Annotated in this window: 19 protein-coding genes and 1 tRNA gene; 12 read left to right on the top strand and 8 right to left on the bottom strand. The window is 68.9% G+C overall.

Annotated features, from left to right (window positions below; translation table 11 throughout):
• Window positions 1-98: 98 nt before the first annotated feature.
• A complete protein-coding gene (locus tag ACYVF6_RS34175) occupies window positions 99-827 on the bottom strand; it encodes a hypothetical protein (RefSeq protein WP_460527368.1) in 729 nt (242 codons plus the stop codon).
• A gap of 76 nt (window positions 828-903) precedes the next feature.
• Between ACYVF6_RS34175 and ACYVF6_RS34170 the strand changes: the two genes are divergently transcribed.
• From ACYVF6_RS34170 to ACYVF6_RS34150, 5 genes are all read left to right on the top strand, one after another.
• Entirely contained in the window at window positions 904-1,689 is a 786-nt protein-coding gene (locus ACYVF6_RS34170) for an ABC transporter ATP-binding protein (RefSeq protein WP_460527366.1), read from the top strand.
• 128 nt (window positions 1,690-1,817) lie between these two features.
• Window positions 1,818-2,291 carry an NfeD family protein gene (locus ACYVF6_RS34165; RefSeq protein WP_460527364.1) on the top strand — a complete coding sequence of 158 codons (474 nt, stop codon included), beginning with the start codon at window positions 1,818-1,820 and terminating at the stop codon, window positions 2,289-2,291.
• Window positions 2,292-2,365: 74 nt separating this feature from the next.
• On the top strand, window positions 2,366-3,559 hold the full coding sequence (locus tag ACYVF6_RS34160; RefSeq protein WP_460527362.1) for an SPFH domain-containing protein: 1,194 nt from the start codon (window positions 2,366-2,368) through the stop codon (window positions 3,557-3,559).
• A complete protein-coding gene (locus tag ACYVF6_RS34155; RefSeq protein ID WP_460527360.1) occupies window positions 3,556-4,305 on the top strand; it encodes a sulfite exporter TauE/SafE family protein in 750 nt (249 codons plus the stop codon). Before ACYVF6_RS34160 ends, ACYVF6_RS34155 begins: the two co-directional genes overlap by 4 nt.
• Window positions 4,306-4,442: 137 nt before the next feature.
• Window positions 4,443-5,489, top strand: coding sequence for a M48 family metallopeptidase (locus ACYVF6_RS34150; protein ID WP_460527358.1), 1,047 nt, complete (start codon window positions 4,443-4,445; stop codon window positions 5,487-5,489).
• A 62-nt stretch (window positions 5,490-5,551) separates the two neighbouring features.
• On the opposite strand, the gene ACYVF6_RS34145 is transcribed toward ACYVF6_RS34150, so the two are convergent.
• Both ACYVF6_RS34145 and ACYVF6_RS34140 read right to left on the bottom strand, forming a co-directional pair.
• Complete coding sequence (locus ACYVF6_RS34145) at window positions 5,552-6,190, bottom strand: DUF899 domain-containing protein (RefSeq protein ID WP_460527356.1); 639 nt, start codon at window positions 6,188-6,190, stop codon at window positions 5,552-5,554.
• Window positions 6,191-6,290: 100 nt separating this feature from the next.
• Window positions 6,291-6,827, bottom strand: coding sequence for a YbaK/EbsC family protein (locus ACYVF6_RS34140; protein WP_460527354.1), 537 nt, complete (start codon window positions 6,825-6,827; stop codon window positions 6,291-6,293).
• A gap of 35 nt (window positions 6,828-6,862) precedes the next feature.
• Between ACYVF6_RS34140 and ACYVF6_RS34135 the strand changes: the two genes are divergently transcribed.
• The gene (locus ACYVF6_RS34135) at window positions 6,863-7,312 is read left to right on the top strand and encodes a cupin domain-containing protein (protein WP_460527352.1); all 450 of its coding nucleotides are present in this window, start codon (window positions 6,863-6,865) and stop codon (window positions 7,310-7,312) included.
• A gap of 33 nt (window positions 7,313-7,345) precedes the next feature.
• Here the strand turns inward: ACYVF6_RS34135 and ACYVF6_RS34130 are convergent, their stop codons facing one another.
• On the bottom strand, window positions 7,346-8,356 hold the full coding sequence (locus ACYVF6_RS34130; RefSeq protein WP_460527350.1) for a type 2 periplasmic-binding domain-containing protein: 1,011 nt from the start codon (window positions 8,354-8,356) through the stop codon (window positions 7,346-7,348).
• Between the two features lie 76 nt (window positions 8,357-8,432).
• The gene (locus ACYVF6_RS34125) at window positions 8,433-9,413 is read right to left on the bottom strand and encodes a hypothetical protein (RefSeq protein WP_460527348.1); all 981 of its coding nucleotides are present in this window, start codon (window positions 9,411-9,413) and stop codon (window positions 8,433-8,435) included.
• A gap of 77 nt (window positions 9,414-9,490) precedes the next feature.
• Here ACYVF6_RS34125 and ACYVF6_RS34120 point away from each other — a divergent pair, with 77 nt between their 5' ends.
• Window positions 9,491-10,564, top strand: a complete 1,074-nt coding sequence (locus tag ACYVF6_RS34120) for a DUF2330 domain-containing protein (protein ID WP_460527346.1) — start codon at window positions 9,491-9,493, stop codon at window positions 10,562-10,564.
• Between the two features lie 14 nt (window positions 10,565-10,578).
• Here ACYVF6_RS34120 and ACYVF6_RS34115 read toward each other — a convergent pair whose 3' ends face one another.
• Both ACYVF6_RS34115 and ACYVF6_RS34110 read right to left on the bottom strand, forming a co-directional pair.
• Window positions 10,579-11,706: an amidohydrolase family protein gene (locus tag ACYVF6_RS34115; RefSeq protein WP_460527344.1), complete on the bottom strand. Its 1,128-nt coding sequence runs from the start codon at window positions 11,704-11,706 to the stop codon at window positions 10,579-10,581.
• 389 nt (window positions 11,707-12,095) lie between these two features.
• Complete coding sequence (locus ACYVF6_RS34110; RefSeq protein WP_460527342.1) at window positions 12,096-13,460, bottom strand: type I glutamate--ammonia ligase; 1,365 nt, start codon at window positions 13,458-13,460, stop codon at window positions 12,096-12,098.
• 163 nt (window positions 13,461-13,623) lie between these two features.
• On the opposite strand from ACYVF6_RS34110, the gene ACYVF6_RS34105 reads away from it, so the two are divergent.
• The 3 genes from ACYVF6_RS34105 to pyk are packed head-to-tail and all read left to right on the top strand — an operon-like array spanning window position 13,624 to window position 16,456.
• Window positions 13,624-14,316 (top strand): ABC transporter ATP-binding protein, encoded by a 693-nt coding sequence (locus ACYVF6_RS34105; RefSeq protein ID WP_460527340.1) that lies wholly within the window; start codon window positions 13,624-13,626, stop codon window positions 14,314-14,316.
• On the top strand, window positions 14,313-14,990 hold the full coding sequence (locus tag ACYVF6_RS34100; RefSeq protein ID WP_460527338.1) for a hypothetical protein: 678 nt from the start codon (window positions 14,313-14,315) through the stop codon (window positions 14,988-14,990). Before ACYVF6_RS34105 ends, ACYVF6_RS34100 begins: the two co-directional genes overlap by 4 nt.
• 23 nt (window positions 14,991-15,013) lie before the next feature.
• Window positions 15,014-16,456 carry a pyruvate kinase gene (gene pyk, locus ACYVF6_RS34095; protein WP_460527336.1) on the top strand — a complete coding sequence of 481 codons (1,443 nt, stop codon included), beginning with the start codon at window positions 15,014-15,016 and terminating at the stop codon, window positions 16,454-16,456.
• 76 nt (window positions 16,457-16,532) lie between these two features.
• On the opposite strand, the gene ACYVF6_RS34090 is transcribed toward pyk, so the two are convergent.
• Window positions 16,533-16,615, bottom strand: a tRNA-Leu gene (locus ACYVF6_RS34090).
• A gap of 136 nt (window positions 16,616-16,751) precedes the next feature.
• On the opposite strand from ACYVF6_RS34090, the gene ACYVF6_RS34085 reads away from it, so the two are divergent.
• Window positions 16,752-17,402, top strand: a complete 651-nt coding sequence (locus tag ACYVF6_RS34085) for an ANTAR domain-containing response regulator (RefSeq protein WP_460527334.1) — start codon at window positions 16,752-16,754, stop codon at window positions 17,400-17,402.
• A gap of 293 nt (window positions 17,403-17,695) precedes the next feature.
• A complete protein-coding gene (locus tag ACYVF6_RS34080) occupies window positions 17,696-18,946 on the top strand; it encodes a branched-chain amino acid ABC transporter substrate-binding protein (protein WP_460527332.1) in 1,251 nt (416 codons plus the stop codon).
• The last annotated feature ends 87 nt before the right edge of the window (window positions 18,947-19,033 follow it).

Here is a 19,033-nt window from a genome sequence, read left to right as displayed (position 1 = left end):
GTGCTTCGCCACGCCAGCAGGTGGTTCGCCACGGCCCGGGGCGTGGTTAACCAGCCAAATGCGTGGTTAACGTGGTCATTCGCACGGCGAGGAGGCCGTCAGCGCGGGGCGGCGCAGGCTGCCACCAGGCCGCGCCGGGCGGCGCGTTCGAGGCGGCGGAGCACGGAGTTGCGAGCGTCGGCCTCGTAGACCGTGCGGGCTCCGCCGTCGTCCTCCAGCACCAGGTCGCAGATGAACAGGCAGGTCCGCGCCCGGGCCGCGAGCTGGTCCGCCCTCGGCGCGTAACCCGGTGGCAGCCCGTCGTCCTTGCGCTTGCCGACCTTCCTGAGGTCGGCCAGTGCCTCGGCGACGTCCGCGCGCCACTGCGCCACCTCGAGACCCGACAGCACCTCGATCGAGTGCTGCAGGGCCTCCATCAGCTCCGAGGACGCCTCCGAGAACGACATCGGCGCGGCCGGATCCGCGGGCCGTACGCACCACTGCACGCCCGCTCCCACCACGAGCGGCACCAGGCCGAGCCCGGATCCCTGGCAGATCACCGCCTCGCCGGCCTCCAGCGCCGCCTGCGTGAACTCACTCGGCCCGGCGAGCCCGAGCGGGTCACCCGGTGCCGGGAGCGCGAGGGAGAATTCGGTGGTGCCCAAGCGACGCAGCGAACCCAGCGCGAGCAGCAACGTGACCGAATCCGGCTCATCCGGGAGGCCGGTCACATGATGTGCGGCATCCTCGGCACGGATACGCTCGTCTGCCTCGTCGAGGCTGGTCGCCTGCGAAAGCCAGGCGTTTCCCCAACTGGTCAGGCGAGCGGAACGAGACAGCGCGACCATGAGCACCAGCTTATGAGTGGAGACCGATAGGTTTGGCGACCATGACAGTGTTCACTCCCAGCCGAGAGAGTGATGGATGAGCCCAGTTGTCGAGCTCTCCGATGTCACGCTCACCCGCGGCGGTAACAAGCTGCTCGACCGGGTGAACTGGACCGTCGAGGAGGATGAGCGCTGGGTCGTGCTCGGCCCGAACGGTGCCGGCAAGACCACTCTGCTGCAGGTCGCCTCCGCGCGGATGCACCCGACCGGTGGCACCGCGACCGTGCTGGGCGAGACCCTCGGCAACGTCGACGTGTTCGAGCTCCGGCCCCGGATCGGTCTGACGAGTGCGGCGCTGGCCGAACGAATACCCCGCCACGAGCGAGTGCACGATGTCGTCGTCTCCGCGTCGTACGCCGTGATCGGGCGCTGGCGCGAGCACTACGACGAGCTCGACCACGACCGGGCCCGCGAGCTGCTGGCCTGGCTCAACGTCGAGGAGTACGCCGACCGGACGTTCGGCACGCTGTCGGAAGGCGAGCGCAAGCGGGTCCAGATTGCCCGTGCGCTGATGACCGACCCGGAGCTGCTGCTGCTCGACGAGCCCGCGGCCGGCCTCGACCTCGCTGGGCGCGAGGGCCTGGTCCGTACGCTCGGCGAGCTGGCCCAGGACCCCTACGCCCCGGCGACCGTGCTGGTCACCCACCACGTCGAGGAGATCCCGCGCGGGTTCACCCACGTGCTGCTGCTGCGTGCCGGGTCGGTGGTCGCGGAAGGGCCGATCGACGAGGCGCTGACGGCCCAGACACTGACCGACGCGTTCGGCATGTCGCTGGCGCTCGAGTGGTTCTCCGGGCGCTGGTCGGCCCGCGCCCAGGAGTGAACGCTGGAGTGAACACAGGAGTGCGGCCGGAGCGCGTCCGGAGTGAGCTGTGTAACAAGAGACAACTAAAGATCCCAAACTCGCCACGTCAGGCGTGTCGGCGTGGCGAACATGAGTAGATTCTGACTATGGGGAACCTCTTCGAGTGGCTTGCCGAGCACGCATGGGTCGCGTGGGCGGTGCTGGCTGCCGCCCTGGCCGCCATCGAGGTGCTCACCCTGGACCTCTTGTTCCTGATGCTCGCGGCCGGTGCGCTGGCGGGCGCGGTCGCCGCGGCGATCGGAGCGGGGTCGGTGATCTCCATCGTGGTCGCGCTCGTGACCGCGGTCGGCATGCTGGGCGCCGTTCGCCCGATCGCCCTCCGCCACCTCAAGCAAGGGCCGGAGCTGAGGTCGGGCCCCAAGGCACTGGAGGGCCGGCAGGGGATCGTCGTCGAGCGGATCGACGCGCATGGTGGACAGGTGAAGATCGAAGGGGAGCTGTGGACCGCGCGTCCATACGACCAGACCTCCACCATCGAACCGGGCAAGACCGTAGACGTTTTCCAGATCGACGGTGCGACGGCCTACGTTCACGAGGCCGACAAGCCGTTCGGACTGTGATGTGCGCAGGCTGTGAGAGAGAGCCGTCTGCGGGGCAAGGATCGGTACTCGATAAGTAAAGAAGGAAGGCAATCGTGGGAGCCTTGATCGCAGCCGTGATCGTGGCCTTCGTGGTGATCATCGTGCTCGCCAAGTCGGTCAAGATCATCCCGCAGGCGCGGGCCGGCGTCGTGGAGCGGCTCGGCCGCTACACCCGGACGCTCGGACCCGGCCTGTCGCTGATCACTCCGTTCATCGACAAGGTGCGCTACCAGCTCGACCTGCGTGAGCAGGTGGTCTCGTTCGCACCGCAGGCCGTGATCACCGAGGACAACCTCGTGGTCTCGATCGACACGGTGATCTACTTCCAGGTCACCGACCCGGTACGGGCGACGTACGAGATCGCCAACTACATCCAGGCCATCGAGCAGCTCACGATGACGACCCTGCGAAACATCGTCGGTGGTATGGACCTCGAGCGCACGCTGACCAGCCGTGAGGAGATCAACCGCGGGCTGCGCAGCGTGCTCGACGAGGCCACCGGCAAGTGGGGTGTCCGGGTCAGCCGCGTCGAGCTGAAGGGCATCGAGCCGCCGCCCTCCATCCGCGACTCGATGGAGAAGCAGATGCGTGCCGACCGCGACAAGCGCGCCGCGGTTCTCACCGCCGAAGGCGTTCGCCAGTCCGCGATCCTCACCGCCGAAGGTGAGAAGCAGTCGGCGATCCTCACCGCCCAGGGTGAGCGTGAAGCCCGGATCCTGCGGGCCCAGGCTCAGCGGGAGGCGCAGATCCTGCAGGCCCAGGGCCAGGCGCAGGCCATCGAGACGGTGTTCGACGCGATCCACGAGGGCCAGGTCGACCAGGGCCTGCTGTCGTACCAGTACCTCCAGATGCTGCCCGAGATCGCCAAGGGCGACGCCAACAAGGTCTGGGTGATCCCGAGCGAGTTCGGCAAGGCGCTCGAGGGTCTCGGCCAGTTCGGCCAGCAGCTGAGCGGTGCTGCCGGGGCCGACGGTCCCAAGGCCGCGATCCCGCCGCGGGTCGACCCGGCCAACCGCAAGCGTCCGGAACGCAAGGAGCCGGTGGAGGTCGCCGAGACCGAGGAGCGCGCCGACGCCGCGCTGCAGACCGCCGAGAGCGAGGTGGCGGCGGCGATCGCCGCGGCCGAGGATGCCGCCAAGGGTGGCTTCGGTGGCCCCCGGAAGTCGAACGACTCGACGCCTTCCACGCCGCCGCCCGGACCTGCCGGACCGGCTGGGCCCAACGACCAGGGGCCGGCGCAGGCTTGAGTTACCTGGAGATTGCGGCCGTCTTCCTGGCAGGGATGGCGGCCGGAACGATCAACGCGGTAGTGGGGTCGGGGACGTTGGTGACGTTCCCGACCCTTCTCGCGTTCGGAGTCCCGCCGATCACGGCGACCGTGACGAACACCGTCGGCCTCGTGCCGGGGAACTTCTCGGGCGCCTGGGGGTACCGCAGGGAGCTTTCGGGACAACGGTCCCGGCTGATCCAGCTCGGCATCGGCTCGGTGCTCGGCGCCGTCGTCGGCGTCAATCTGCTCTTGCAGCTCCCGGAAGACGCATTCCACGCGATCGTGCCGGCGCTGGTGTCGCTGGCCGTGGTGCTGGTGATCCTGCAGCCGTGGATCGCCAAGAAGGTGGCGCACCGGCGTTCCAACAGCGCTCACGGCGGCTGGCTGGTGCGGTTCCTGGTGTTCCTCACCGGGATCTACGGCGGCTACTTCGCCGCCGCCCAGGGCGTCATGCTCACCGCGATCCTCGGTGTGGGTCTCGACGAGACGCTGCAGCGGATCAACGCCGCCAAGAACGTGCTGGTCGGCATGGTCAACACCGTCGCCGCGATCGGCTACATCGTCCTGGCCGACGTGTCGTGGCCGCATGCCGGGCTGATCGCGATCGGCTCGATGATCGGCGGGCAGATCGGCTCGAAGGTGGGGCGTAAGCTGCCTCCGACCGTGCTTCGCGGCGTCATCGTCGTGGTGGGCGTGGCCGCGCTGGTCCAGCTGCTCACCTGACGCTCGTCCCTGAAACAACCCTGAAATCGGCACGGGCGGCGGCAACTTCTCGCCGTTCCACCACGTTGACGGGATACGGTCTTAACTCAGCGACGACCTCGCAGCTGAGCTGACAGGGAAAAGGGGACTTACCACTCATGACCGCCACCGAAGATCGTCCGGCCCGCGCGCGGGTGACCCTCACCGGCATCAGCTCCCGGGCCTGGGAGCATCCGGCCGACCGCGGTGCGCTGGTCGCGTTGCGGCAGCTCAAAGGGTTCGACACCGTGCTCCGCAAGCTCTCCGGGCTGATCAACGAGCGAGCGCTCCGGCTGATCTACCTCGCCTCGGCCGTCCGCTGTGACGACCGATCGTTCCCGAAGGTGCACCGGCTGTTCGCCGAGGCCGCCGCGACGCTCGACGTTCGCGAGCTGCCGGAGATCTACGTCGTCACCGGTCCGATGCCCAACGCGATGGCGATCGGCATGGACCGCCCGTTCGTCGTGCTGCACTCCTCGCTGGTCGACATGCTCGACGACGAGGAGCTCCGGTTCGTGCTCGGGCACGAGCTCGGCCACGTGCAGAGCGGGCACGCGGTCTACCAGTCGCTGCTCATCTGGCTGATCCGCCTGACCGGCGTGATCGGGTGGGTTCCGCTCGGGGCCCTCGGCATCCGCGCGATCATCGCGGCGCTGATGGAGTGGTCGCGCAAGGCCGAGCTGTCCGGCGACCGCGCCGGTCTGCTGGCCGCGCAGGACCCGCAGGCCGCGATGCGCACCCACATGAAGCTGGCCAGCGGCGGGCGCCTGGAGGACATCGACGCGACGGCGTTCCTGCAGCAGGCGGCCGAATACGACGCGGTGGGCGGCGACCTGCGCGACAGCATTCTCAAGCTGCTCCTGCTCGAGGCGCAGTCGCACCCGTTCCTGGCGGTGCGCGCGGCCGAGCTGAAGTACTGGGTCGACAGTGGCGAGTACGCCACGATCCTCGGCGGCGACTACGCCCGCCGTGAGGACGACGCCAACGCCAGGATGAGCGAGGAGGCCAAGAAGGCGGCCGACTCGTACAAGGAGTCGTTCTCCCGGTCGCAGGACCCGCTGGCCAAGATCATCTCCGACCTCGGCGGCACCATGGACGGTGTACGCGACCGCGTGTCGGGCTTCTTCGGTGGCGGCAACCGCAACAACAACCGCTCCGACGACTGATCCCGAGCCGTGGCCCTGGCCGGTTCGCAGCCGGTCAGGGCACTCGGCGTCGGCATTCCTGCTCAGCCGTAGGTCGGCTGCTGCGGCCAGCCGGCGGGGGAGTCTTCCCAGTCCTGCTGGCGGCCGTAGGGCGTGAGCTCCTGGATGTTGTGCACGAAGATCATCCGGTCGACGCCGCGCGACATGGTGGCGTAGGTCAGGTAGACCTCATCGCCGTCCCGGACGAACACGCTCAGCTGGAATCCGATCACGCCGCAGTCGTCGGCGAACGTCGTGCCGTGCGACGACACGAACGGGATGTTCCAGCCCTTCTGCTCCTTGTACGGCTCGATCTGCTCCAGCGGCATGTCCGACACCGTGGCCCAGCTGATGTCGCGGTCCGCCAGCGCGTCGAGCGCACCGGCCGGGATGGCGTCGGTGAACCAGGTGCAGCCGGGGCAGTAGTTGCCCGGACCGGCGTCCATGAACTGGTAGACGACCAGCTGCTTGAGGCCCTGGAACAGGTCGAGCAACGTCACCTTGCCGTCGGGGCCGTCGAACACGTAATCGTTCGCGATCGGCTTCATCGGCAGGCGCCGCCGCCGGGCCGCCAGTGCGTCGAGCGCGCGGGTGGCCTCCTTCTCGGCCACCAGCAGCTCGTCGCGGGCTCGTTGCCATTCCTCGGCGGAGACGACGTTCGGTTGCGCTTTGTACTCGGTCACTTATGGCTCCTTCGCAGCTGGCCCGGGTTGGGCTTCTCGACCTCAGGACGGAGGCGTCGAGCCGTCCTCGACATCGATCCGCAAAATCTCGAGGAATTTCTCAGCCGGCGAGCTCGAGCACCTCGGACCCGGGCCACCCGGCCAGCGCGCGGCCCGGCAGCAGCAGCTTCGACCTGCGCAGTCCGCTTCCGATCACGACGTACGGCGCGGCCGCGACGCTCTGGTCGACAAGGATCGGCCAGTCGGCGGGCAGGCCCACTGGCGTGATACCGCCGTACTCCATCCCGGTCAGGCTCACCGCGGTGTCCATCGGCGCGAACGACACCTTGCGCGCGCCCAGGTGGCGGCGCACGACGCCGTTGACGTCGGCACGCTGCGTGGCCAGCACCATGCAGGCCGCGTACGTCGTCTCGCCGCCACGCTTGCCGGCGACGACCACGCAGTTGGCCGAGATCTCCATTCCGACCTGGTACGCCTCGCAGAACGCCGCGGTGTCGGCGAGTTCGGGGTCGATCTCAGCAGTACGAAGCTCCGCGACGGGTACATCGCCGGCGGGCCAGTTTTGTACGGCCTTGGCGACTGGCTCCGCGAGGAGGTCGAGCCGTTCGAGCGCGGGGACGGTTGGCAGGATTCCCATGGTCTGCGTCACGTCCAACAACTACCGGAGGTCGCATGTCGAGCAAACGCCCGCCCCTCGCCGAGGCGCTGGACCTCGAGCCGCATCCCGAGGGCGGCTGGTTCCGGGAGACCTGGCGCGCGGCGCCGACGTTCGTTCCCGAGGGGTATTCCGGCGAGCGCAACGCCGCCACCGGCATCTACTTCCTGCTGCAGCCGGGCGAGGAGTCGCGCTGGCACAAGGTGCGGTCGGACGAGATGTGGTTCTGGCACCACGGCGGCCCGCTCGCGATGTCGCTGGGTGGTGTCGGCAACGAGCCCGACCCGGAGCCGGGTGAGTTCGTCCTCGGCACCGACGTCGAGGGTGGCGAGCACCCGCAGCTGCTCATACCCGGCGGCTACTGGCAGGCCGCCCGCCCGCTGGGTGACCAGCCGGTGCTGGTGAGCTGCGTGGTGGCGCCGGGCTTCGACTTCAGCGACTTCCGGCTGCTGTCCGACGGCGCCTGAGCGGCGGGAGTACGACGGCCGCTGTCCGGCGGCCTAGGGCAGCAGGCGGTCGGTATAGGTCTGGCCCAGGTCGACCGACCCGTTGCCGACGCACGGGATCACGCCTTCGAGGACGCGCAGGACGGCCTCGGCGCCTTCCGGGTCGACCGTGCCGTCGGTGGAGTAGGCCTGCTTGAGCCGGTCGATCGCTCGCACGTAGACCTCCGGATCCCCGCCGTCGTAGCCGTACGGCATCTTCGCGGCGATCTCCTCCGCCGAATGCCCGCGCATCCACCGCAGGGTGTCGACGATCGCCGTCGCGATCCGGTTGGCGGTGTCCGGGTTGGCGTCCAGCCATCGCCGGTCGGTGTAGAGCACGGCCGCCGGATAGCTGTCGACGCCCATCGCCGCCCGCAGTCCCGATGCCGTACGCGTGTCGGCCAGCACCCGGACCCCGCCCTTGGCCTCCAGCTGCGAGAGCGCCGGATCCACCATCACCGCGGCCGCGACGTAGCCGCGTTCCATCGCGATGACCGCGGTCGCGTCACCGCCGATGCCGCGCACCCGGACGGCGTCCGGCCGCATGCCGTGCGCCCGCAGTTGCTGCTTGAGGAAGAAGTAAGACGACGACCCGACGGCCGTGACACCGACCGTGCGACCCTCGAGGTCCTCGATCGACCGGATCCGCGCGGACGCCCGCGGCGAGACCGCCAGGACGGTCCCCGGATAGCGCATCATCTCCACGAACGCCACGAGGTCCTTGTCCTGCGGCTGCATCTGGATCGTGTGGTCGTAGTAGCCGCTCACCACGTCGACATCGCCGGCCAGCATCGCTCGCAGCGCCGTGGCACCGCTGGTCCGGTCGTCGATCTCGACGTTGACGCCCTCACGCTCGAAATAGCCGAGCCGCCCGGCCAGCGTCAGCGGAAGATAGGCGAGCAGCGTCTTTCCCCCCACCGCGATCGTCACCGAGGGCTCGCCGGCTTTGCCGTACTGTGCGGGCCGCTGCCCGCAGGCCGCCGTGGTCGAGATGGCCAGCAACGCCAGCAGGAGCAGGGGGAGCAACCTGCGCGCATACCGGGTGCGACAACTGTGCCTGGCCATGGTGGGGAACTATCCCACGAAGCGGGGTACTAATCCTTCACGTGGTTCCGGACCTGTCACGCACGTGTTCACAAGCATGGTCGCGAGCCGCGCGAAACACCGTTTCCGGATCGGTCGGCCGGATCCGATCCCAGGGATAGGGGTGGTAATGCCGTCCGATCGCTCCGAAGACCTCGGCCGCCTCGGTGAACCGGTCCGCCTGGACCAGGACATACGCCAGCACGTGCAGGCTACGGCTGTGCCGCGCGCCCGCCGGACGGGCCACCCGGAACCACTTGATCATCGTGCGGTCGACGGCCGTCCGCAGCGCCTTGCTCCTCCAGCGCCGCTCCAGCCGCCAGTTGGCGATCCGCGAGGCTACCCGGCCCTCGGTCGCGAAGGCGGCGGTCTCCCATTCGCAGTGGGCCTCAAGCGGCAGGTTGTGGAGCCGCGATCCCAGCGGTGCCGCGGCGGCGGTGTCGTTGGCGAACTCCAGCATCTGCTTGTGCGAGCCGTGCCAGCGCCGGCAGAGGTACATCAGGGCGTACTCATGCGCCTCGACGTTCCACCGGTGCGCGTCGAGCGTGTTGCCGAGCCGGCGCCAGAACTCCTCCTTCGGCTCGCCGCGCGCGACGGCCAGCAGGATCAGGAGTGCAGAAGCGGTCGGATCCTCCGGCGCCAGGCCCGCGGCGGCCGACGCGCAGTCCTCGGCCTGGTGGAGCAGCCGGTCGCCGCCAGAGGGTACGGGCTCGCGCAGCCAGGGCGGCGAGCTGGACGTGGGCCACGCCCACTGCACGCAGACACGAGCGAGCAGGTTGAGCGCGTCGGGGTTGGTGGGCTCGGCCGTCGTCCAGGCCTGCGCGACCTTCGGATCGGTCGCGCTCGCGAGCACGTTCAACCGGGCGGCTTTTTCGTCCCAGTCCGCCTGCTCGGCCAGCAGATCGCGCATCGGCTGCCAGCGCCCTGCCTCGACCGCCTCCACGGCGGTGAGCAGCGCCTGGTCCGCCTCAGGCGGATGCAGATCCACGTCGTCGGCCATGCGCAGTCAGCGTAGTGCCGGTAGGTTCGTTCCGCACCCCGGCGGGGATGCGCGAACAGGGGAAAGAGGATTCGTTGATGGCACGCATGTTCCGATCGGTCTGCGCCTTGGTGCTGCTGCTGGTCACCTGCTCGGCACTCGGCGTCGCGGCACCGGCCTGGGCGTGCGGGTGTGGCGCGTACATTCCCGACCGGGCGGAGGCCGCGGTCGTCGACGAACGCGCGCTGGTGACCTGGGACGGTTCTCAGCAGGACATCCTGATGTCGTTCAACGTCGACGGCAGCTCGCACTCCGCGGCGTGGGTGATGCCGGTTCCGTCCGCCGCCAAGGTCACGCTCGGCGATCCCGAGGTGTTCGAGGAGCTCGACGAGCTCACCGAGCCGCGCGTGGAGTATCGCGACTCCTGGTGGCCGACGTTCACCTGGCTGTTCGACGAGGGCGACGGCATGGCCGGCGCGCCGCGGGACAGCGCTGTGCAGGTGCTGGGGCGGCAGCAGCTGGGGCCGTTCGACGTGACCCGGCTGTCCGCCGGCGATCCGTCGGCGCTCGCGACCTGGCTCGCCGACAACGGCTTCCCGCACCCGGAGGGCCTGGACGACAACCTCGCGCCGTACGTCTCCGACGGCTGGGAGACCGTCGCGATCCGGCTCCTGCCCGCTGGCAAGGACGCCTCGCTGGCCGGCGAGCTGCAGCCGCTCCGGCTCTCGTTCGCGTCGTCGACGCTGGTCTATCCGATGCGGCTGTCGAAGGCGGCGGACAACCCGCAGAAGGTCGAGCTCTACGTGCTCGCTGACCACCGGATGGACCCACGGTCGGTGCCGGCCACCGACGAGCGGCCAGAGCTGGCGTACGCCGGCCGGGTGAAGGTTGGCAGCACCGGGGAGGCGCTGCGCGCCTTCGTCGGAGACGGCGCGTTCCTGACGCACTGGACCAACTACATCGGCCGGCCCGAGAAGATCGACGGTGACTACGTCTTCGCCCGCGCCAAGGCCGACACGCCCTACCAGCAGGTCGAGGTGATCGAACGCAACCGCGGCGACATCACCGGCCTGATCATCCTCGGCGTACTGGCGATCGGCATAGCGGCGGTCGTCATCGTCGTGCTCCGGCGCCGTCGACGACCGTCCACACCCGCGTCTCCCGCGAGCTGAGCTGTTACCTGGTCTTACCTGGTCCGAGCGCGGAGGCCGTAGAGCCGCTGGGCGTTTCCGGCGCCGATCGCGTGGGCGATCCGTTCGGTGTCGGCGGAGCTCACCAGGCCGTCCTTGGCCCAGCGTCGCAGCACGGCGTCCAGCGCGTGCCGGAACTGCGTCGCGCCCGCGCAGTAGAGCTCCGGAAGGCCGTACGCGTCGGTCGAGAACAGCACCTTGCCGAACGGCGCGAGCTCGAGGTATTCGCCGAGCACGGCCGACGCCTGCGCACCGACGTACGACATGGTGAGGCCGAGGTCGAGGTAGACGTTCGGATAGACGTGAGCGAGCCAGCCTGCCTCGCGGTGGTACGGATAGCAGTGCAGCAACACGATCGGCACGCCACTCGGCTCGGCGGCCTCGACGAACGGCTGCAGCAGCGCGGGGTTTGCGCGCGCGAACCGGAGGTCGCGATCGCCGAAGCCGGTGTGGAACTGGATCGGCAGGCCGCGGTCGACCGCGCACCAGAGCAGGAACCTCAGCAGCACGGGGTGGGTGAGCCGCGCCGGGTCGCCCGCCGTCAACCACTGCTTGGCGGCTTCGCGTACGTCGTCTGGCGAAGGTCGCGTGGGTTCGATGTCGAGACCGTGCCGGTACGCGACGATCGACTTCACCCCGACGGCGTGCGCCGTGGCGGTGGCCAGCGCGTCGACGAAGGCCTCGGCGAACCCGACCGCGTCGGCGCCGTCGGCGACGACCTGCTCGGCGACCGACTCGAGCCGGACGACCTCGTGCACGCCGGCCTCGGTGACCGCGCCTAGCACAGACGGCTCGGCGAACCCCTCGCCGGAGATGCCGGTGTCGACCAGGAGGTCCGACAGCCAGGCCGCCGTCATCAGCCGGCGGATCGACTCCTGCGGACCCAGTTCGGTGCGGCGGTCGAGGTAGTTCTCCAGCGACAGCCCTGGCTCCAGGCCCATCGGCTCGGCGCACCAGCGCAGGATCGCGTGCCCGACCGGGCTGTTGGCGTACGCGAGACCGTCGGTCGGCCGGTCGGCTTCGGTGCTCCAGCGCGCGAACGTCGCCGGATCGGGGGTGCCGCCGAAGACACCGTGACAGTGGCCGTCGACCAGGGCGAAGTCGACCATCGTGAAACCGAGCATGCAGGGCTCCTTTCACTCCGCCCGGCCAGTAAACCCCGCAAGCCAAGCCGGCCGTCAAGCCCGTCGACAAGATTGGCGACAGGGTTGTGGTCAGGATTGGCGACAGGGTTGTGGTCAGGATTGGCGACAGGGTTGTGGTCAGGATTGGCGACAGGGTTGTGGTCAGGATTGGCGACAGGATTGTGGTCAGGATTGGCGACAGGATTGTGGTCAGGATTGGCGACAGGATTGTGGTCAGGATTGGCGACAGGATTGTGGTCAGGATTGGCGACAGGATTGTGGTCAGGATTGGCGACAGGATTGGCGATGAGATTGTTGGCGATGTTGTCGCCAGTGTCGCAGACAAGATTGTCGGGCAGGATTGGCGACAATCTTGTCGACAGGCTGTGTCAGTAGATCCAGCGGGTAGCGGCGGCGATCTCCGCGGGCTCCTTCTCGGCGTAAAGCTGGACCTCGGCGCGCCGGACGGCCAGGAACGCCTGCAGCAGCGGTTCGCCGAGTGCGGAGCACAACACGTCGTCCTGCTCGAGCGCTGAGCACGCCGCCTCGACGGTCTCCGGCAGCCGCGGTGGCTGGCCGGCGGCGGGGAGCGAGGCAGGGTCGACGCGGTACTCGTCCGGCAACCGGCTGCCCTCGGTCACGGCGGCCGACACCGCCATCACCGCGCCTGCGACGAGGTACGGGTTGGCGCTGCCGTCGACGCACTTCAGCTCGACGTTGGCGGCCTGCGACTCGTTGCCCGACGTTCCGGTGACGAACCGCAGCCCGGCCTCGCGGTTCTCCCGGCCCCAGCACTGGTACGGCCCGGCCCAGCGACCCGGCAGCAGGCGCATCCGGCCCGGCACGCTCGGCGCACCCAGCGCCGACAACGCGGGCAGCCGGCGCAGCAGCGCGGCGAGCAGGCTCTCACCGCGCTCGGTCATGCCGTACGGGCCCGGCCCGCCGGCCAGCAGGTTGCGCCCGCCCGACCACATCGACACGTGCAGGTGCATGCCGCTGCCTGCCAGGTCGGGCGACAACACAGGCGCGAACGAGGCCTTCAGCCCGTGTGCCTGGCTGACCGCCTGGATGGTCTGCCGCACGAGCACGACACGGTCGGCGGCGGTCACCGGGTCGGAGGCGCCCACCGACAGCTCGAACTGGCTCAGGACGTACTCCGGGTGGAACTGCTCGACCGGCACGTCCTGCCGGGCCAGCGCGTCCATCAGGTCACGGCAGTAGTTCGAGAGCTCGACGATCCGGGTCATGCCGTACGCCGGACCGGTCGCGGCCGGTACGAACGAACCGTCCGGCCCGTCCTGGCCGACGATCCACTCGATCTCGTACGCCATCCGAAACGTCAGCTTGCGGTCGACCGCGGCCTCTGCCTGCTGCTTGGCGAACGTGCGCTGGCAGCCGGCGTACGGAGAGCCGTCCTGCTGCCGCCGGTCGGCCGGCGCCCACGCCCAGCCGGGCTGGGCGGCGAGCGTGGCGAGCTGGATGAGGTCGGGATACAGCCGCAGGTCGCCGACCGGCCCGCCGATGTGGGTGCTGGTCGTGATCGAGTCGTCGGGCAGGAAGACGTCGAACACCGGCGACATGCCCACGCCCCAGCGCACGGCATGCGGCAGGCGGCGCACCGGCACGGTCTTGACGCGGGTGATCCCGGCGTTGTCGACGAACGTCAGCGCGACCGCGCGTACGCCTTTCGCCTCCAGCCGGTCGGCCAGCTGCTCGGCCTGCGGTCGGGACGGTTCCGCGCTGGGACTGCTCATCGTGGCCTCTCCTGTCTGCCTGCCTGGCCTGCCGGCCCGTTTTCGACGTTCCGATCTTGGCGTATGGAAGCGGCTCTCAGGTCCTCCTGATAGAAATCCAGGCGTGCGGCTTAGTCGAGTACACGTCCGGTACGCGCGGGGGGCGCCCTGGGTCCTCAGCGATGTGAGCTGCTCCCTGGAGCCGGGTGAGACGGTCGTGGTGACCGGACGCAACGGGTCCGGCAAGTCCACGCTGCTTCGCGTCCTGGCCGGGCAGCTGCCGATCGGCCGGGGGAGTGTGCGCCAGCGGCCTCCGGTCGTGGGCTTCCTGCCGGAGCGGTTCCCGGTGGCACAGCCGTTCACGTCGCGGGGATACCTGCGTGCGATGGCGGCGGTACGTGGGCTGTCGAAGCACGCGGCCGAACGGCGGATCGGGCACTGGGCGGAGCGGCTGGCGCTCGGCGACTACCTCGACACGCCACTGCGCAACCTGTCGAAGGGTTCGGCGCAGAAGGTCAACCTCGTGCAGGCGCTGCTCGAGCCGCCCGGGCTGCTGGTGATGGACGAGCCGTGGGAAGGCCTGGACGTACAGGCGCAGGCCGAGATCCCGGCGATCATCTCCGAGGTCGTCAGGGCCGGCGGATCGGTCGCCGTGACCGACCACCGCAACCGGATCACCGACATCGACCTGACCTACCGCTGGCAGGTCGGCGGTGGCGGGCTGACGCAGACCCAGGTGGGCTGGGAACGCGGTGACCTCCACGTGATCGAAGTGTTGTCGGGCGCTGACGAGGTGCAGGACACGGTCTCCCGGCTCACGGCCGACGGGTACGAGGTGCGGGGTTCCCGCGCGCTGAAGGAGGGGGAGGCGCCGTGAACCGCGTGGTCGCACTGGCCCGGATGCGGGTGCTGGCGTACTGGCGCAGCCAGCGCGCGCTCGGGCCGCTGCTGCTCGCGCTGGCGTTGCTGATGACGGCTTACGCGGGCGGGCCGTCCGAACCGGCCCAGGCGTACGGCTTCTCCGCGGCTCTGCTGCTCGCCGCGTACGCCTGGCAGGCCAAGCTGCTGCTCGACGTCGAGCCGGACGAGCAACGCTCGATTGCGCGGGCCGCGGTCGGTCGGGCCCGCCGCGAGATCGTCGGCGGCGTGCTGGCGGCTCTGGGTGCTTCCGTTCCACTGGTCGTGCTGGCCACTGTGATTCCCGCGCTGCTCGGCGCGCTGCTGCCGTCGATGGGACTCGGCGGCGCGCTGGCGTTCGGCTTCCTGCTGCACGCGCTGACCGCTGCCTGCGGTGCTGGGTTCGGTGTCCTGGCGAGCCGGGCGGTCGTGCGTTCGAGCGGCTGGGGAGTGGTGATCCTGGTTGGTGTCTCTGCGTTAGTGCTCATACTCGGAACGCGTACGGGCTCGGCAGTCCAGTGGCTGGTGCCGCCGGTGCTCGCGGCCGCTCAGGTCGATGGAATGGGCGGGTTGACGCTCGTCTCGCTGGGCATGCTGGCCTGGGCCGCTGCCCTGTTTCTGGCCTATGCCGCACTCCGCCGCACCCGTCCGTAGCGTGCACCTCTAAGCTCGGGGACGTGCGTCGCGCGAAAATTGTTTGTACGTTCGGTCCCGCAACCTCCACTCCCGAGCGGATTCGCGAGCTCGTCGACGCCGGGTTGGATGTCGCCCGGCTGAACCTGAGCCACGGTTCGCACGCTGAGCATGAGCGGATCTACAACCTGGTCCGGGAGGCCGCCGAGGAGGCAGGCCGCGGTGTCGGCATCCTCGTCGACCTGCAGGGACCCAAGATCCGCCTCGGCCGCTTCGCGGAGGGCTCGGCGAACCTCGTCTACGGCGACCGGTTCACGATCACCACCCGGGAGGTGCCCGGCGACAAGGACGTCTGTTCCACGACCTACGACGGGCTTCCGGGCGACGTGAAGCCCGGTGACCCGATCCTCGTCGACGATGGCCGGCTCGCGTTGGAGGTCGAGGACGTCACCGAAACCGATGTGGTCACGCGAGTGGTCGTCGGCGGCAAGGTGTCCAACAACAAGGGCCTCAACCTGCCTGGTGCCGCGTTGTCCGTTCCAGCTCTGTCGGAGAAGGACACCGACGACCTGCGCTGGGCGCTGCATCTGCGCGCCGACATGATCGCGCTGTCGTTCGTGCGTTCCGCCCGGGACGTGGAGGACGTGCGGCGTGTCATGGCGGAGGAGAAGGTCCGGCTGCCGGTCATCGCCAAGATCGAGAAGCCGCAGGCGGTGCGCAACCTCGAGGAGATCATCGACGCGTTCGACGGCTTCATGGTCGCGCGCGGTGACCTCGGTGTGGAGATGCCACTCGAGGAGGTGCCGCTGGTCCAGAAGCGGATCGTCGAGCTGGCCCGTACCAACGCCAAGCCGGTGATCGTCGCCACCCAGATGCTCGACTCGATGATCAACGCCGCCCGCCCGACCCGCGCGGAGGCGTCCGACGTCGCCAACGCCGTCCTCGACGGTGCCGACGCGGTGATGCTGTCCGGCGAGACCAGCGTCGGCATCTACCCGATCGAGTCGGTCCGCACGATGGCCCGGATCGTCGAGACCACCGAAGAGCACGGCCTGGAACGGATCGCCCGGATCGACTGGGAGCCGCGTACGAAGGGAGGCGTGATCGCCAAGGCGGCGTGGGAGGTGGCCGAGCGGCTGGGAGCGCGCTATCTCGTGGCGTTCACCCACTCCGGCGACACCGCGCGGCGACTGGCGCGCTATCGCTCGAACGTGCCGCTGCTGGCGTTCACGCCGGTGGAGGACACCCGGGCTCAGCTGGCGCTGACGTGGGGTGTGGAGACCTTCCTCGTGCCGATGGTCGCGCACACCGACGACATGGTGAAGCAGGTCGACCGGGCGCTGCTGGCCGTGGGCTCCTGCCGCCGCGGCGACTCCGTGGTCATCGTCGCCGGTAGCCCGCCTGGCATCCCGGGCGGCACCAACGCCCTCCGCGTCCACCGGATCGGCGACGCTGTGGCCGCCGACGTGCCGGGCTACCAGACCTGAGGACGTCCAGAAACCGAACAGGGCCGGCGCTTCGTGCGCCGGCCCTGTTGCGTTCGTGAGAGTGAAGAACTGTCTGTGCCGGGTGTGGGATTCGAACCCACAAGCCCTTTCGGGCAGTGGTGTTTGAGACCACCGCGTATGCCGTTCCGCCAACCCGGCCAGATAGCTGCTAAATAGTACCGGGCACACCGGGCGGCATGCTGACAGGTCCGACCTGCATGGCAGGTAGGCTGGCGGCGGCCGGATTCGCCCGGCCGACCGAATCACCCCTGTTTCCAGTTTGAGGGAGCCCGCCGTGCCGGACCTGAGCGAGCGCACGCCCCGACGCGTCGTCATTGCCGAAGATGAGGCAATCATCCGCCTGGACCTCGCCGAGATGTTACGCGAGGAAGGCTATGACGTGATCGGCCAGGCGAGCAACGGCGAGGAAGCCCTGACCCAGGTTCAGGAGCTCAAGCCCGATCTCGTCATCCTCGACGTCCGGATGCCCAAGGTCGACGGCATCACGGTCGCCGAGCAGGTGGCGACCGAGCGGATCTGCCCGGTCATCATCCTCACCGCCTTCAGCGACCGCGAGCTGGTCGAGCGGGCCCGCGACGCCGGTGCGATGCACTACGTCGTGAAGCCGTTCAAGAAGGAGCAGCTCGTTCCGGCCATCGAGATCGCGGTCTCGCGATTCGAGGAGGTCCGCGAACTCGCCAAGGAGGTCGACAGCCTCACCGAGCAGCTGGCCACCCGCAAGCTCGTGGACCGCGCCAAGGGGCTGCTGCAGGCGAAGTTCGACCTCTCCGAGCCCGAGGCGTTCCGCTGGATCCAGAAGACCGCGATGGACAAGCGGCTTTCGATGGCCCGCGTCGCCCAGCACGTAATCGACGAAACGGACAACGCCACCACTGACGGTGACGCCGCGAGCGACGAGGGTGGCCAGGCCGTAGCCGAGTCGTGACCGTTCCGCGATGTTCGGTTACAACACTGTAAGAGCCGCGTGTGCTTCGTTCACTTCGGTATCCACGTAGGGCTAGTCTCGGCACACCCACGAGATCCGTGGGCAGGTCCGGCGACCAGCCGGATTATGGGCGGCCGAAGGAGGAACCGTGTGCCCTGACTCCGGCTACGGAGTGGTCACGGTGACTTGTCGTGAGCATCTCGCGCACGATATTTTTTCGCGCGACGTGCGGTACGAAGCTGAAAAAACTGCCGCAACTCCAATGACACGTGCGTTGGCAAAGGGAGGTTCGCGTGTATAAGGCACGAATCGTGCCGGTTCTGGCGTTGACGGCGGCACTGTCGCTCAGCATCGCCGCGTGCGCACAGAACGCTGACAATGGAACGCAGCCGGAAGACACGTCGTCGGCATCGCCCGGCGACACCGGCGCGGCCAACCTGAAGGCAGACCCGGCGCCGGAGGTTCCGGCGAACGTGGTCAAGGCCGCCGGTGACGGCAAGGGCAAGTGCGCCAAGGGCACGTCGATCGCCTACTCCGGCACGATCGCCGGTCAGGCGCCACAGCTCGGCATCGCGATCCTGAACGGCGTCCAGGTCGCCGTCAACGAGCACAACAAGGCCAACCCCGGTTGCCAGGTGAGCCTGAAGAAGTTCGACACCGGTGGCACGCCCGACACCGCGCCCGGCCCGGTCACGCAGATGATCAACGACAAGACGATCCTCGGCAACGTCGGCCTGGCGTTCTCCGGTGAGTCCGAGGCCGTCGGCGCGTCCCTGTCGACCGCCGGTCTGGTGTCGGTCACGGCTTCCGCGACCAACCCTGACCTCACGACCCACGGCTGGAAGCACTTCTTCCGCGGGCTGGGCAACGACGCGGTGCAGGGTCCGGCGGTCGCCCGGTTCATCGAGAACGACCTGAAGTCGTCGAAGGTCTACGTCGTCCAGGACGACAGTGCCTACGGCAAGGGCCTGGCGAAGACGATCTCCGGAGCGCTCGGTGACAAGCTCACCGGCACCGGCGACGTCAAGACCGGTCAGAAGGAGTTCTCCGCGGTCGTCGGCCAGATCGTCAACGACGCGCCCGAGACGGTGTTCTACTCCGGCTACTACCCGGAGGCCGCACCGTTCATCCAGCAGCTGAAGGACCAGGGCTTCGAAGGCAACATCGTGGCCCCGGACGGCGTGCGTGACGCCGACTTCGTGAAGAACGCCGGCGACGCGGCCGAGGGTGTCTACCTCAGCTGCCCGTGCCTGCCGTCGGCCGGTTTCCCCGACTTCACGGCGGCCTACAAAGAGGTCTCCAACGGCAAGGAGCCGAGCACGTACTCGCCGGAGGCCTACGACGCCGCGACGATCCTGCTGTCGGGTATCGACAAGGGCCTCAACACTCGCCCGAAGCTGCTCGACTACGTCAAGAGCTACAAGGGCCAGGGCCTGACGAAGTTCTTCCAGTTCGAGCCGACCGGTGAGGGCAAGAACACGCCGGTCTGGATCTACAAGGTCCAGAACGGCCAGATCGTCCACTTCAAGGACATCACCAAGTAAACGACGGCAAGTCGCGCGGTGGGGTGCGGTCATCACAACCGCACCCCACCGCCGCCGTAACCGGAGTGGTGCTCCTTGAGTCTTCTC

Source organism: Flindersiella endophytica (genome assembly GCF_054779015.1).
This window is presented reverse-complemented; position numbering and strand designations above follow the sequence as displayed.

What these genes read in the sequence shown, in the direction of transcription:
- ACYVF6_RS34120 (WP_460527346.1), top strand. Translation starts at nt 9,491, where the DNA reads ATGGCACGCATGTTCCGATCGGTCTGCGCCTTGGTGCTGCTGCTGGTC.
- ACYVF6_RS34110 (WP_460527342.1), bottom strand. Translation starts at nt 13,460, where the DNA reads ATGAGCAGTCCCAGCGCGGAACCGTCCCGACCGCAGGCCGAGCAGCTG.
- ACYVF6_RS34115 (WP_460527344.1), bottom strand. Translation starts at nt 11,706, where the DNA reads ATGCTCGGTTTCACGATGGTCGACTTCGCCCTGGTCGACGGCCACTGT.
- ACYVF6_RS34140 (WP_460527354.1), bottom strand. Translation starts at nt 6,827, where the DNA reads ATGGGAATCCTGCCAACCGTCCCCGCGCTCGAACGGCTCGACCTCCTC.
- ACYVF6_RS34175 (WP_460527368.1), bottom strand. Translation starts at nt 827, where the DNA reads ATGGTCGCGCTGTCTCGTTCCGCTCGCCTGACCAGTTGGGGAAACGCC.
- ACYVF6_RS34135 (WP_460527352.1), top strand. Translation starts at nt 6,863, where the DNA reads ATGTCGAGCAAACGCCCGCCCCTCGCCGAGGCGCTGGACCTCGAGCCG.
- ACYVF6_RS34150 (WP_460527358.1), top strand. Translation starts at nt 4,443, where the DNA reads ATGACCGCCACCGAAGATCGTCCGGCCCGCGCGCGGGTGACCCTCACC.
- ACYVF6_RS34125 (WP_460527348.1), bottom strand. Translation starts at nt 9,413, where the DNA reads ATGGCCGACGACGTGGATCTGCATCCGCCTGAGGCGGACCAGGCGCTG.
- ACYVF6_RS34165 (WP_460527364.1), top strand. Translation starts at nt 1,818, where the DNA reads ATGGGGAACCTCTTCGAGTGGCTTGCCGAGCACGCATGGGTCGCGTGG.
- ACYVF6_RS34170 (WP_460527366.1), top strand. Translation starts at nt 904, where the DNA reads ATGAGCCCAGTTGTCGAGCTCTCCGATGTCACGCTCACCCGCGGCGGT.